We start from the raw sequence: 12879 nt of genomic DNA on the forward strand, positions 1-12879 counted from the left end.
GGTCATCGAGCCGCGATGTCGGCCACCGCGGCGCGGCGGGCCTCGGCCCGGTTGGCATCCCCCTGGATGCTTATCAGCACCTGGCGGTCCTGGGCGGCCAGGTCGGCGGCCCTATCGTCTGCAGCGGCCATCCGGGCCTCCACGCCCTCGTCGACCAGCTTGCGGGCCTCGTCGAGCAAGGCGTCCACCATCTCGTCCTCCGGCACCACCCGAACCACCTTCCCCTTGATGAACAGGTGCCCGCGGCCCCTCCCGGCGGCGATCCCGAGGTCGGCCTCCCGAGCCTCGCCGGGTCCGTTCACCACGCAGCCCATAACGGCCACCTGGATGGGGAGCTCCGCCTCCTCCAGCCTGGCCTGGGCTGTCTGGGCGACCTCCAGCACATCGACCTCCGCTCGCCCGCAGCTGGGACAGGCGATCAGGTCCAACCCGGTACGCTCCCGCAGGTCGAGATACTCGAGGAGCTGCCGCCCGGCCTTGGCCTCCTCCACGGGATCAGCGGTCAGCGAGAAGCGGATGGTGTCGCCGATGCCTTCGAGCAGCAGGGTGGCGATGCCGGCCACCGACTTGATCAGTCCACCCGGTGGAGGGCCCGCCTCGGTGACCCCGAGGTGGAGCGGGTAGCCGACCGTGTCGGCCAGCAGGCGGTAGGAGTCGACCATGGACGGGACATGGGAGTGCTTGACCGAGATCTTGATGTCGTCGAAGTCCTCCTCAGCCAGGTACTCGATCTCCTTGAGCGCCGACGCCACCAGCGCCTCGGGCGTGGCGGAGCCGTATCGCGCCATCAGATCGCGGTCCAGGCTGCCGGCGTTGACGCCCACCCGGATCGGGATTCCCCGGTCCTTGGCGTCGCGAGCCACCGCCCGGATCTGGTGAGGCTTCCGGATGTTGCCCGGGTTGAGCCGCAAGCCCTGCACACCGGCTTCGAGCGCCGCCAGCGCCAGGCGGTACTGGTAATGGATGTCGGCGATGATCGGCACCGGCGAACGAGGCACGATCTCGGCCAGCCCCTCGGCGGCCGCGACATCGTTGCAGGTGATGCGGACGATGTCGGCGCCTGCGCCGGCCAGTGCGTATACCTGGGCGAGGGTGCCGTCCACGTCGGCGGTCTTGGTGGTGGTCATCGACTGCACCGAGACCGGGGCGCCGCCCCCCACCGGCACGCGACCCACGTGAATCTGCCTGGTTCGATCGCGGTGGTCCATCAGATTGCCATGTTACTAGCAGTGGTCAGTGGTCAGTGGTCAGTGGTCAGTGGTCAGTGGTCAGTGGTCAGTGGTCAGTGGTCAGTGGTCAGTGAATGTTGTAATACGGGACTGTTAAGAGCAAGACACTCGGTCTGGAGGCCAGAGGAACTCGATCAACTCCAGGTGGCCCACTGGCCACTGGCAACCGGCCACCGGCCACCGGCCACCGGCCACCGGCCACTACAAGCCAGGCAACCGGCCACTGGGCCAAGCGGGCGCCTGGCTCGACTGGCCAGAGGGCGGGTGTAGACGTGTCGGGATACCAGACCGCCGGCCTTCACATCCGGAGAGCTTTGCCGAGCAACCACCAGACCAGCCACCCGACCCCAACGCTGAGGGAGAGGGGACCCACAAGCACGAATATGTGGGGTACATCCCAGTCAAACAGGAGTGGCACGCCGATCATCGACACACATCTCTCCCAAGCAGGGACACCATCAATATCGATACAGCCGCTAGGCATTATGGTGAGAAACGCGACAAATCCGGCGCCGCCCGAAAGAATCGGCCTCAAAAACTCCCTCAACATGATCGGCCCCCCCCACCTGGAGTACGCGTACCCTGGCTGATCATACAGATACCTCGCCGATCATACAGAACTGTCGACACATGATCGGACAGGGCCAGGTGCTTTCGACGATGTACACGGCGCCCAGCAACCGGAACGGCGACGAAGACAAGCCCGAAGAACTTGATCACCTCCAGGCCGCAAACTGGCCACTGGCAGCCGGCCACTGGCTAGTTGGCTAGAGAGTCAGCGGATTGACTATGTCGAGAATGATCGCCACCAGGCCGAGGAACAGCATGAACAGGATCACCACCGCCGCTATGGGAACCAGGTTGCGGTGATCCACCCGCCGGCCCGTGACCTTCTCGTAGAGGGCCACGGCGAAATGTCCGCCGTCCAACGGGTACAGGGGCACGCTGTTGAACAGGGCCAGGGTGACGTTCACCACCGCCAGGATGAAGATGAGGTTGCCGATGCCCACCTCCGACGCCTGGGTACCGATCCTGACCAGACCGATGGGACTGACCGGTCGGATCTCCTCAGGAACGTCGCTCTGTCCGGCCAGCACGCCGCCCAGCTCGAGCAGCGATCCGGGCCGGACGATGCGGGATATGGCGTCCAACGCGCCGGAGATGATCGCCCACTCCGCAGTGAGGGCCCGTCCGGCGGCCGTGACGGGCCCGATCGAGACCCGCCGCGCCTCGGGCGAGACCCCTAGGAAGCCGACGGCTTCACCGGTCTGGGGATGGAAGGAGCCCAGGGTGACCGTCAGCGAGCGGAGACGGCCGTCGCGGATCACTTCGAGGGCGACGGTCTCGCCCGGGCGGCTCATTATCAGCTGCACGGCCTGTTCCCAACCGTCCACGGCGACACCGTCGATGGCGGTCATGACGTCTCCGTCCAGCACGCCGGCGACGGCGGCCGGACTGGGCACGCCCGGGGAGATCTCGGGGCTCACCCTCTCCACTGCGGTGGTCAACTCGGCGGCGCCGGAGTACCAGAACAGGCCGAACAGCAGCAGGAATGCGGTCAGGAGGTTGAGCGTCACCCCGGACAGGACCACCACCGACTTCTTCCAGAAGGGCTGGTCCCGGTACGCGCGGCCTGCATCCGCCGGGTCGATCCTCTCGCCGATGGTCATGCCGGCGATCCGCACGTAGCCGCCGAACATGAGTGCCTTCACGCCGAATTCGGTCTCTCCACGGCGGAACGACCACAGTCGCGGCCCGAAGCCGAGGAAGAACTCGGTGGCCTTCATCCCGGTGGCGCGGGCCGCCCAGTAGTGGCCGGCCTCGTGCACGACGATGAACGCCGAGATGGCCACCACCATCAGTACTCCGCCGACCAAACTCCCTCCTCTACCGGCGCTCCACTGCGGCGCGAGCGGCTCGCCGGGCAGCCCGGTCGGCTTCGATCACTACACCGATCGAGGAGGCTTCCATTGCCTGATGACCCTCGAGTACCTCGGCGATCACGGCGGGAATGTCGAGAAACCCGATCCGCCGCTCCAGGAAGGCGGCCACGGCCACCTCGTCTGCGGCGTTGAAGGCCGCCGGGACGGTTCCGCCCGCCCTTCCTGCGGCGTAGGCGAGGTCGAGCGCAGGAAAGGCGTTACGGTCAACCGCCTCGAACGTCAGATCGGACCGGGTCAGGTCGAACGCGGGGAAGCCACCAGGTGAGCGTTGCGGGTAGGTGAGGGCATACTGGATCGGGATCCGCATGTCGGTGGCGCCCAGATGAGCCTTCAGCGATCCGTCCACGAACTCCACCAGCGAGTGGACGATGCTCTGCGGATGGACCACCACATCCACCTTGTCGAAAGCCAGGCCGAACAGGAAGTGAGCTTCGATGACCTCCAAGCCCTTGTTCACCAGCGTGGCCGAGTCGATGGTTATCCGGGGCCCCATGTTCCAGGTGGGGTGGGCCAGGGCCTCATCGACTCCCACCCGGCCCAGCCGCTCCCTGTCGCGGCCTCGAAAGGGACCGCCGGAAGCTGTCAACACCAGGCGCGAGACCTCGGGAATCCGTTCCCCGACCATGCACTGGAACAATGCGGAGTGCTCCGAGTCGACCGGGACCAGCTCACCGTGGCGGGCGGCCGCCATCACCAGCTCCCCACCCACGACCAAGCTTTCCTTGTTGGCCAGAGCGAGACGGTTACCGACCTCCAGCGCGGCTATGGAAGCTTCGAGACCCGCCGACCCCACCACCCCGTTGACCACTGTCGTGCCGGGGTGCTGAGCCATTTCCACCAGCGCTGCGGCGCCGGAGGCGTAGCGATCGGCGAACTGACGGCCAAAGCGGTCATGGCCGTCAGGATCGGGCGCCACCGCCACCACGGCGGCACGCGGGTAGCGCGCGGCCAACCGGGCGAGGTCGTCCCCTGCTCGCCGCGCCGCCAGTCCCGCAACTCGAACGCCGAGGCGGTCCGCAACTTCCAGTGTCTGGCGACCGATGGACCCCGTCGCCCCCAGGACGACAACGGGCTTCACAGGTGTCCGAACCAGAGATACACCAGATAGGCGGTAGGAATCGCGAACACGAAGGAGTCCAGCCGATCCAGCACCCCACCGTGGCCGGGCAGGCTGCTACCCATGTCCTTTATGCCGATGGACCGCTTGACCGCCGACTCGGCCAGGTCGCCGATGGGTCCGAACACGCTGATGGCCGCGGCCAGTGCTGTGGCCGACTGCATGGTGAGCGGCTCCAGCAACCCGAACCTCCCGATGACAACCCCGGCCAGCACGGTGATGACAGTGGCGCCGAGGAACCCCTCCACTGTCTTGTTGGGCGAGAGGGTGGGGGCCATGCGGCGTTTCCCGAGCGTGCGCCCGTAGGAAAAGGCGGCAATGTCGTTGAGAGCGGTCAACACCACCAGCCCGGTGGTCAAGCCCCACGCTTCGGGGGACCGGAAGATCGGCACCGCGAAGGAGGCCAGAACCGGCGCCCAGGCCACGCCGAGGACCGTAACCCCGATGTTGGCCAGCGGGTAGTTCCGGCCGGCCACCACGGAGAACAGGCCCGACGCCAGAATCACGGCTGCCAGCACCCCGCCCACTGCGGAGGGTCCGGAGTTCCAGGCCACGTACATGACCGCCGCGGCCCCGGGCAGGCCGATGAAGGCCAGTGGCGTGAAGCCGACTTGGCGAACCCCCTGATAGAACTCCGCCACCGCCACCAGGATCAGGATGACGACGAACAGGGTGACCCATAGCGGCCCCGCGTAAAGGGATCCGAAGAAAACCGCGACCGCTGCCAGGCCGGTGGCGATCCGGAGCGCTAGTTCGGAACGGCGGGCCCGGTCGATCTGCTCGATCTGCTCCGGGTCTTCCTCCTCGACCCCGGTCACATCCTCGAAACCGACCACACTGGTGCCGACCCCCGGGATGGACTCCGCCACTGCCGACTGCTCGACATCCTCCTCACCTGCCCGCGCTACCGCTTCGGCCAGGCCCTTGTATTCCCTCGTGGTTGATCGGATGTAGTCGCGGTCGGTGAACTCGTCGGACTCCGGAGTAGAAGCCTCGGAGCCGGCAGGCTGATCCCCAGCCTCCTCTTCACCTAACTCGGGGGGCGGATCGGTGCCGTCACCAACCATGCGTAACCGTTTCCTCAGGGAACTCGGTCCAGAATACCCCCTGGAGAGCCGATCACGCGGCTATTCCGAACCGAGAGCGCTAGATCTGGAGGAGTTCCCGCTCCTTGTTGGCGAGCAATTCGTCCGTCATCGCGATATGGCGGTCGGTCTGCTGCTGGAGTTGCTTCTCGGACCTCCAGATCTCGTCCTCCGAATCGCCCAGTTCCCCCAGGTCGCTGCGGGTCGACCTCCGTATGTGGCGGATGGCGATCCGGCCCTCCTCCGCCATGCTGCGGGCCATCTTGACGAGCTGACGCCGTCGCTCCTCGGTGAGCGGAGGGAAGACCAGGCGGATCACCTTCCCGTCGCTGGCCGGGTTCAGATCGAGGCCCGACAGGCGGATGGCCCGCTCGATGGCGACCAGATCGTTCGAATCATGAGGGATCACCACCAGCAGGTTCTCGTGGCTGGCGGTCCTAGCCAGCTCCAGAAGGGCCACCTTCTCCCCGTAATACTCGACCATGACCCTGGAGAGAACCGCCCCGCTGGCCCGATCGGTGCGGAGCGTCGCGAACTCGCTCTGCGTGTGCTTCACGGCCGCCGCCATTCGCTCCTCGGCATCCTCGAGCAGTTCATCCAGCATCCGTCAACCTCCTCTCAAGGTGTGTCTCAACACACCCGGGTACCGATCGACTCGCCCCTCACAGCCCTCCGGATGTTACCGGGATCCAGCAACCGGAACACGACGATCGGCAGCCGGTGGTCCATGCACATCGTGACAGCGGTGGTGTCCATCACCTTGAGTCCCGCGTTGATGAACTCCATATAGCTGATCCGGTCCAGCAGCCGGGCATCCTCATGAAGCTCGGGATCCGCGGAGTAGATCCCCTCTACCTTGCTGGCCTTGAGCATCACCTCGGCGCCGATCTCGACCGCCCGGAGGGCGGCGGCCGTGTCAGTGGTGAAGAACGGATTACCGCTGCCGGCCGCGAAGATCACCGAACGGCCCTTCTCCAGGTGGCGGATGGCTCGCAAGCGGATGTAGGGCTCGGCCAGTTGCTGCATCGTGATCGCCGACTGCACCCGGCATTCCACACCCCGGGCCTCGACCGCGTCGCGCAGGGCCAGGGCGTTGATGACGGTGGCGAGCATTCCCATGTAGTCGGCGTTGGCCGGGTCCATGCCGGTGGCTGCTGCGGACACACCCCGGAAGATGTTGCCGCCGCCCACCACGATCCCGATCTGGTGCCCGGCCTTCTGCGACTCGGCGATCTCTTTCGCGACCCCCAGCACTGTCTCGGGAGAAATGCCGTAGCCGATCGCTGGATCGGCAAAGGCCTCCCCTGACAGCTTCAGCAGGACCCGGCGGGCAGGAGCCATCTAGCCGGGTTCCGAGGAACCCGGAACGGGAGGGTTCGCACTGGAGGCATCAACTTTCACACGATGCAGTTTGCCACAGGCGAGACCCGCCCGGGACGGGAGGCCTACGGCCGTGAAGCACACCAAGTTATCCCCAGGCAGACCGCTAGACGTCCTGCTCGCCCACCGCCAGGCGGGCGAACCGCCGGACGCCGATGTTCTCGCCCATCGAGGCTGCCAACTCGGTCACCATGTCCCCGACCTTGCCCTCGTACTGATCGGTCCTGATGTACTCCTGCTCGTAGAGCACATTGTCCTTGTAGAAAGACTTGATCCGACCCTCGACGATCCGCTCGACGATCCGCTCCGGCTTGCCCGAGGCTATAGCCTCCCTGGCAATCATCTCCTTCTCCCGGTCGACCAGATCGCCCGGCACATCCTCGGTCCGCACCCACCTGGGCTGGGCGGCGGCGATGTGCATCGCCACGTCGCGGGCCATCTTCTGGAACCGGTCGCTCTTCGCGACGAAGTCGGTCTCCGAGGCCAGCTCCACGATCACCCCGACGGTCGGATAACCGGAGGGTTGGTGTACGTAGAAGCCGACGGTGCCCTCGTTGGCGTCACGTCCGGCCCGCTTCTTGGCATCGGCCAGGCCCTTCTCCCGGAGCAGGTCCTTCGCGCTGTCCATGTCCCCGTCGCAGTCCACCAGGGCTCTCTTGGCGTCCATCATGCCGACCCCGGTGGCCTTGCGCAGAGCCTGTACGTCCTTGGCTGTGAACTGTGGCATCTTTGCTCGTCCTTCGATTCAGGTTCCTGTTGGTGGTTCGTGGCTTGGTGTCTGTGCGGTCCGGGGCTGCAGCGCTAGCTGTCGCCGTCCTCCTCGGACTGGCCCTCGGCGGCGGCCAGGGCCTTCTCCTTACCGGCGACGCAGGCGTCGGCGATCGCCGAGGCGATGAGGGAAGCCGATCGGATGGCGTCGTCGTTCCCGGGAATGATGAAATCGATGTCGTCGGGGTTGCAGTTGGAGTCGACCAGGGCGATCACGGGAATGTCCAAACGCACCGCTTCCCGCACCGCGATGTGTTCGGTGTTCAGATCGACCACGAAGACGGCCGACGGGGGTCCGCTCATGTCCGCCACGCCGCCCAGAGTCCTCAGGAGATGGGCGTACTCGCGGCGGAGGCGGAGGCGCTCCTTCTTCGGCAGCTGTTCCATGTCGCCCGAGGTCTCCATGGCCGCCAGCTCCTTCATGTAGAAGATGCGCTGGTTGATGGTCTTGAAGTTGGTGAGCATGCCACCCAGCCAGCGGAAGCTGACGTACGGCATGTCGACCCGCTGGGCGGCTTCCTCTACGGCGGAACGGGCCTGTTTCTTGGTGCCCACGAACAGGACGGCACCGCCCTCGGCGACCAGATCCCGGACGAAGGCGTGGGCCCTCTGGACCTCCTCCAGCGTCCGGCGCAGGTCGATGATGTGGATCCCGTTGCGCTCTCCGAAGATGTACGGGGCCATCTTGGGGTTCCAGCGCCGGGTTTGGTGGCCGAAGTGAACTCCGGCTTCGAGTAGCTGCTTCATCGTGACGGCAGACAACAGTGCCTCCTGTTTCGGTTGTTCCTCCGCCCACCCTTCTCGAAAGCGAGGCGCCGGGCCGTGCCGTGCTCCCCTTCCGAACCTCCCCGAGCCTGCTGGCTCGACCGCGGGAGGCTGCAGTGAACGTGCGTGATCGGATGGATACTAGTGGCCGGTGGCCACTCCAACTACGCCCGGGGGTGGCTCCGTTCGTAGGTGGCTCTCATGTGATGGCGGGTGACCGAGGTGTAGATCTGGGTGGTCCCCAACTCGACATGGCCCAGGAGTTGCTGGACGGAGGTCAGATCGGCCCCCCGCTCGAGCAGGTGGGTGGCGAAGGAATGGCGTAGTGCGTGCGGAAAGGTGCCCGCCCGGTCCCGCACCGTCCGGCGCAGTGTCCGGGGGCTCATGGGCACTCCCCGTGCACCTACCCACAGGGCATCTGTGGGACGCTCGTCCAGAAGAAGGGGCCGGCCCGCCCGCACATAGCGGTCGATGGCGATCCTGGCCTGCGCCCCCAACGGGATTATCCGGTGACGGCCGCCCTTCCCCTCGACCGCCAACCGATCCAGCCCGACCGTACCCTCCATGGTGAGGGAGGCCAGCTCGGATACCCGCAAGCCGGTGGCGTAAAGGGTTTCGAGAATGGCCCGGTCTCTCAGGGATTTCGGATCGTCCCCGTCGATCGCTTCGAGCAGCGAGGTTGCAGCCCGCTGGGTTAGGGCCTTGGGAAGGGTCCGGCGGGACTTGGGACGGGCGATACCATCGGCCGGGTTGGCGCTGAGCATGCCTCTCCTGACCCCATCCGAGAGGAAGGCCCGGATGGCTGAGATCTTGCGGGCGACCGAGCGCCGGGCGTAACCCTCGCCGTCGAGGTGGGCCAGGAACATCCGTATCGACGTCCGGTCGATACCGGCCAATGAGTCGAGGCCCCGGCCCTCGGCATGGCGGAAGAACTGGGTGAGATCGCGCCGGTAGGCGGCCACCGTGTGTTCCGACAGCCCCCGCTGGCTCTCCAGGCGGGACAGGTACGCGCCCAGGTCCGCATCCCACCATGGGATCGGATCGGGTTCGTGGCTCGGTGGATTCTTCGGGGTCGCCGCCATAGTGCTCATCTTGGTCGATTCCGGCCCCGATGCGGTGCATTGGGTCTGGTCAGGGGGCTATGACGCCCAAGGAGGTCGCATGCCCGTCCGCCATCCTGTAGGCCCGGATGACCCACTTCGCGGTCCGATCGCGACCGATGACGAACGAAATCCAGTCCGGATCTATCCCTGCGTCCAGGTCGGTGGCGGACGGACGGGCCGGACCATGCGGGTGGGAGTGGTAGACCGCGCCGATCCTCCATCCGCACTCGTCCGCCTCCTTGACCACCCCGAAGTGCTCGACAGGGTCCAACTCGAAGCGATCCGGATCGGGGTGGACGTTGGTGGTGCGATAGAGACGGACCGGACGGCCGGCGCCGTCATAGGCGATCAGGCCGCAGGCCTCCCGGGGACTGGCTTCGGCGGCATGGGCGATCATCGTTCTGGCCATCGCCGGCAGGAGTCGGGCGTCGGCCGCGATCACGGAGCCAGCCGCGCCTTTCGCCAACCGCCTCCTTCAGCGAGGTAGACGACCCGGTCATGCAGGCGGTGTCGCCTGCCCTGCCAGAACTCGAACCGTTCGGGACGGACCCTCCAACCTCCCCAATGGGCCGGCCTGGGCACCTCACCATCCTCGAACTCGGCCTCCTTGCCCGTCACCAGGCGTTCGAGCGCGGCCCGGTCGGGTATCTCCCGGCTCTGCGGGGAAGCAGCGGCCGCGATCCGGGCGCCGCGGGGACGCGAGGCGAAGTACTCATCAGACTCTGCATCGCTGACCGCCGCCGCCGGCCCCTCGATCCTGACCTGGCGGTGCAGCTCCAGCCAGAGAAAGCAGAGGGCCGCCCGCGGGTTGGCCGCCAATTCCTCCGACTTGCGGCTCCCGAGGTTGGTGTAGAACACGAACCCGGACCGGTCGTACCCCTTGAGCAACACCACCCGGGCCGAGGGACGTCCCCGGCCGTCAACGGTGGCGACCGTCATCGCGTTGGCCTGCGGCATCCCCGCGTCCACAGCCTCGTTGAACCAGCGGTCGAACTGGCGGACCGGGTCCGGATCGGCCTCCCCCATCGAGAGCCCCTCCGTCTCGTACTCCTCCCGGAGACGAGCCATCCTCCGATCAACCATCAACCCTTCCCTATTGTCGCCGCCGGGCTCCAAACTCCTCAATGCGATCGAGAATTGATGGCCAGGCTAACTATCGCGCAGTCCGCCCCACGGAAAGCCCGAGCCGATCACTTACCGCCCGGTGCGTCGTTTGGCGAGCTATCAATGTTCCGTTTGTGGGCTGTCCGATGTATCGTTTGGTGATAGTTCAATGGCTAGCTTCAGCTTAATGATGGACGGCATTGGCCAATGGACATAGGCAGCCGCATCCATGCATGGGAGGTCGTGGTGGAGGTGCGGGGAATCGAACCCCGGTCCGTCGGTACTTCGGTGGCGGCGTCTCCGAGCGCAGCCGATGGCGAGCCTTCAGGCGGTCGGACTCCATCGGCGAGTGACCGTCCGCCCTACACCCGGATTGATCTCGACTCTCCGGTCCGGGCATCCCGGAGAGCCCATCCTGCTAAACGACGCCCACTCCGAAGGGGGCAGGAACCCCTCCGGGGGACGGGCTACCTTTCTCTAGGCAGCCAGTGCAAGGTTTGGCTTGGCACTTATGGTTGTTACCGACTATTTAACGAGGACTCCGGTGACCTCGGCTCGCTTCCGACACCTCTATTACCGACGTCGAAACCTGTTCACCCCCAATGGGAGATTGTTCGACCAGTCTACACCCACCCCGTGACAACCAGCCACGGCGGTGGCGCATCAGCGAATCGCTCATCCCGAGCGGCGGCGGTCTGACATGGCCCGGCGGGCCTCCCGCTCCATGTCGCGGGCCTTCAACTTCTCCCGCTTGTCGTAGCGGCGGGACCCCCGTCCGACCCCGATCAGCACCTTTACCCGCCCGTTCTTCCAGTACATCCTGATCGGCACGATGGTGAGGCGCTGTTCCTGAACACGCCGGTTGATCCGCTCGATCTCCCGGCTGTGGAGGAGCAGCTTGCGTTCACGCTTGGCTTCGTGGCCACCGTGACGGGCCATCTCGTAGGGAGCGATGTGCATCCCCACCAGCCACATCTCGCCGCGGCGTACCAGGCCGTAGGCCTCTCGCAGCTGGACCTGGCCCGCCCGCAGGCTCTTCACCTCGGAGCCGGTCAGCACGATGCCGGCCTCGTACTCCTCCTCGAACACGTAGTCGAACCGCGCCCGGCGGTTGGCGGCGATGCGCGAGCCCTTGCCCTTATCCTTCGGATTCACGATCTCACCCTATGAACCGACGTCAGCGCGGAAGGTAGAGCATGGGATCGACCGGGCTGCCGACTTCCCGCACCTCGAAGTGCAGGTGGGGGCCGGTGCAGAAGCCGGTGCATCCGACGTACGCCACCACATCGCCGGCCTGGACCCGCGCGCCCTCGCTCACCGCGATCCGCGACGCATGGGCATAGAGGGTCGACAGGCCCCCGCCGTGGTCCACCACCACGGTCCGCCCGTAGCCCCCCCACACCCCGGCCAGGATCACCGTCCCGTTGGCGGCGGAATGGATGGGCTCTCCGGTGCTGCCTCGCAGGTCGATCCCGGTGTGGAGGCGGCGGTCCCCGAATATGGGATGGACGCGCCAACCGTAGGGTGAGGTGAGGGCGCCGCCCACCGGCCAGGCCAGCACGCCGGGCGCTCGTCCCTCCCGGACCTGGCGCCGGAGGATCTCGAGCTCGATCCGCTTGGACTCGGCCTCGAGGGCAGCCACGTGATCCTCGTGGTCCTCTATCTCACCCATCACCTCGGCCAGCAACGCCTCCTGCTCGACCAGCTCCTCGCCGAGTTGCTCCCGCGCCAGGGCCACCTCCGCCTGGTACTGCTCGGCCAGGGCCTGCTCCTCCAGCAGCCGGGCGAGCAGCTCCGCCTCGCGCTCCTGTTCCCGGACCAGTTCCTGCTGGCGGGTCACCTCCTGGCGCTCCAGGATCTCGAGCGAATGGAGCAGCAACTCCGTGTCCTCCAGCAGGCGGCGGGAATACTCCAGCCTGATCGAGTTGGACTCCGGGTCCCACGCACCGGCGAACAGGGAATTGATGCCGGTGGCGCTGCTCATGTACATCTCGACGGTCCGATCCCGCAGCGACTCCCCTGTTGTTCGCTGGTCCAGCCTGGTCTTGGCCAGTTCGGCGTCCATCAACCTGACCCGGCGGCTGAGGCCTGTGAATGCATCCTGGCTGACCGCCAGCGCCGCGTCCGCCGAGGTCAGCTGGTCCTCCGCCGCCCAGAGCCGGACCCTCAGCTCCTCCATGCGGAGCTCCGTCTCCTCGATCAGCTCGACGTAGGCCGTGCGCTCCGCCTCGGCGCCTTCGATCAGGCGCTCCAGTTCGGCCATCTGCCGCTCTACCTGGGAAAGGCGATCCTCCTCGTTCTGGGCCTTGACCAGTACCGGTGCGGCTGCGGTGATCCCCAGCACGGCCACGACCAATCCCCCGACCAGCCTGCGCCGGCGCACGG

The 12879-nt window shown here is 66.4% G+C and carries 14 protein-coding genes and 1 other RNA gene; all 15 read right to left on the reverse strand.

From position 1 onward, the window contains the following. Nucleotides 1-2 precede the first annotated feature (2 nt). The gene (ispG, locus tag ACOQPD_RS03850) at nucleotides 3-1208 is read right to left on the reverse strand and encodes a flavodoxin-dependent (E)-4-hydroxy-3-methylbut-2-enyl-diphosphate synthase (protein ID WP_420613584.1); all 1206 of its coding nucleotides are present in this window, start codon (nucleotides 1206-1208) and stop codon (nucleotides 3-5) included. Between the two features lie 319 nt (nucleotides 1209-1527). Next, nucleotides 1528-1779: a hypothetical protein gene (locus ACOQPD_RS03855; protein WP_420613585.1), complete on the reverse strand. Its 252-nt coding sequence runs from the start codon at nucleotides 1777-1779 to the stop codon at nucleotides 1528-1530. A 217-nt stretch (nucleotides 1780-1996) separates the two neighbouring features. After that, nucleotides 1997-3106, reverse strand: a complete 1110-nt coding sequence (locus tag ACOQPD_RS03860; protein ID WP_420613586.1) for a M50 family metallopeptidase — start codon at nucleotides 3104-3106, stop codon at nucleotides 1997-1999. Between the two features lie 10 nt (nucleotides 3107-3116). Further along, entirely contained in the window at nucleotides 3117-4250 is a 1134-nt protein-coding gene (gene dxr, locus ACOQPD_RS03865) for a 1-deoxy-D-xylulose-5-phosphate reductoisomerase (protein ID WP_420613587.1), read from the reverse strand. After that, nucleotides 4247-5356: a phosphatidate cytidylyltransferase gene (locus ACOQPD_RS03870; protein ID WP_420613588.1), complete on the reverse strand. Its 1110-nt coding sequence runs from the start codon at nucleotides 5354-5356 to the stop codon at nucleotides 4247-4249. Before ACOQPD_RS03870 ends, dxr begins: the two co-directional genes overlap by 4 nt. A gap of 79 nt (nucleotides 5357-5435) precedes the next feature. Further along, entirely contained in the window at nucleotides 5436-5978 is a 543-nt protein-coding gene (locus tag ACOQPD_RS03875) for a ribosome-recycling factor (protein ID WP_420613589.1), read from the reverse strand. Nucleotides 5979-6004: 26 nt separating this feature from the next. After that, a complete protein-coding gene (pyrH, locus tag ACOQPD_RS03880) occupies nucleotides 6005-6715 on the reverse strand; it encodes a UMP kinase (protein WP_420613590.1) in 711 nt (236 codons plus the stop codon). Nucleotides 6716-6860: 145 nt separating this feature from the next. Further along, entirely contained in the window at nucleotides 6861-7481 is a 621-nt protein-coding gene (locus ACOQPD_RS03885) for a translation elongation factor Ts (protein ID WP_420613591.1), read from the reverse strand. 74 nt (nucleotides 7482-7555) lie between these two features. Continuing rightward, on the reverse strand, nucleotides 7556-8284 hold the full coding sequence (gene rpsB / locus ACOQPD_RS03890; protein ID WP_420613592.1) for a 30S ribosomal protein S2: 729 nt from the start codon (nucleotides 8282-8284) through the stop codon (nucleotides 7556-7558). Nucleotides 8285-8451: 167 nt separating this feature from the next. Next, nucleotides 8452-9378, reverse strand: a complete 927-nt coding sequence (locus ACOQPD_RS03895) for a tyrosine recombinase XerC (protein ID WP_420613593.1) — start codon at nucleotides 9376-9378, stop codon at nucleotides 8452-8454. A 40-nt stretch (nucleotides 9379-9418) separates the two neighbouring features. Next, nucleotides 9419-9832: a M67 family metallopeptidase gene (locus ACOQPD_RS03900; protein WP_420613594.1), complete on the reverse strand. Its 414-nt coding sequence runs from the start codon at nucleotides 9830-9832 to the stop codon at nucleotides 9419-9421. Continuing rightward, entirely contained in the window at nucleotides 9829-10473 is a 645-nt protein-coding gene (gene pdxH / locus ACOQPD_RS03905; RefSeq protein WP_420613595.1) for a pyridoxamine 5'-phosphate oxidase, read from the reverse strand. Before pdxH ends, ACOQPD_RS03900 begins: the two co-directional genes overlap by 4 nt. A 265-nt stretch (nucleotides 10474-10738) precedes the next feature. Next, nucleotides 10739-11095, reverse strand: a transfer-messenger RNA (tmRNA) gene (ssrA, locus tag ACOQPD_RS03910). A gap of 74 nt (nucleotides 11096-11169) precedes the next feature. Continuing rightward, nucleotides 11170-11649: an SsrA-binding protein SmpB gene (smpB, locus tag ACOQPD_RS03915; protein WP_420613596.1), complete on the reverse strand. Its 480-nt coding sequence runs from the start codon at nucleotides 11647-11649 to the stop codon at nucleotides 11170-11172. Nucleotides 11650-11671: 22 nt separating this feature from the next. Then, nucleotides 11672-12877 (reverse strand): peptidoglycan DD-metalloendopeptidase family protein, encoded by a 1206-nt coding sequence (locus tag ACOQPD_RS03920; protein WP_420613597.1) that lies wholly within the window; start codon nucleotides 12875-12877, stop codon nucleotides 11672-11674. Nucleotides 12878-12879 lie beyond the last annotated feature (2 nt).

It is taken from the genome of Candidatus Spongiisocius sp., assembly GCF_965221825.1.
Classification (GTDB): domain Bacteria; phylum Actinomycetota; class Acidimicrobiia; order Spongiisociales; family Spongiisociaceae; genus Spongiisocius.

Coding starts and splice junctions, on each gene's coding strand:
- ACOQPD_RS03895 (WP_420613593.1), bottom strand. CDS start 9,378: ATGAGCACTATGGCGGCGACCCCGAAGAATCCACCGAGCCACGAACCC.
- pdxH (WP_420613595.1), bottom strand. CDS start 10,473: ATGGTTGATCGGAGGATGGCTCGTCTCCGGGAGGAGTACGAGACGGAG.
- ACOQPD_RS03870 (WP_420613588.1), bottom strand. CDS start 5,356: ATGGTTGGTGACGGCACCGATCCGCCCCCCGAGTTAGGTGAAGAGGAG.
- ispG (WP_420613584.1), bottom strand. CDS start 1,208: ATGGACCACCGCGATCGAACCAGGCAGATTCACGTGGGTCGCGTGCCG.
- ACOQPD_RS03875 (WP_420613589.1), bottom strand. CDS start 5,978: ATGCTGGATGAACTGCTCGAGGATGCCGAGGAGCGAATGGCGGCGGCC.
- ACOQPD_RS03855 (WP_420613585.1), bottom strand. CDS start 1,779: ATGTTGAGGGAGTTTTTGAGGCCGATTCTTTCGGGCGGCGCCGGATTT.
- pyrH (WP_420613590.1), bottom strand. CDS start 6,715: ATGGCTCCTGCCCGCCGGGTCCTGCTGAAGCTGTCAGGGGAGGCCTTT.
- ACOQPD_RS03885 (WP_420613591.1), bottom strand. CDS start 7,481: ATGCCACAGTTCACAGCCAAGGACGTACAGGCTCTGCGCAAGGCCACC.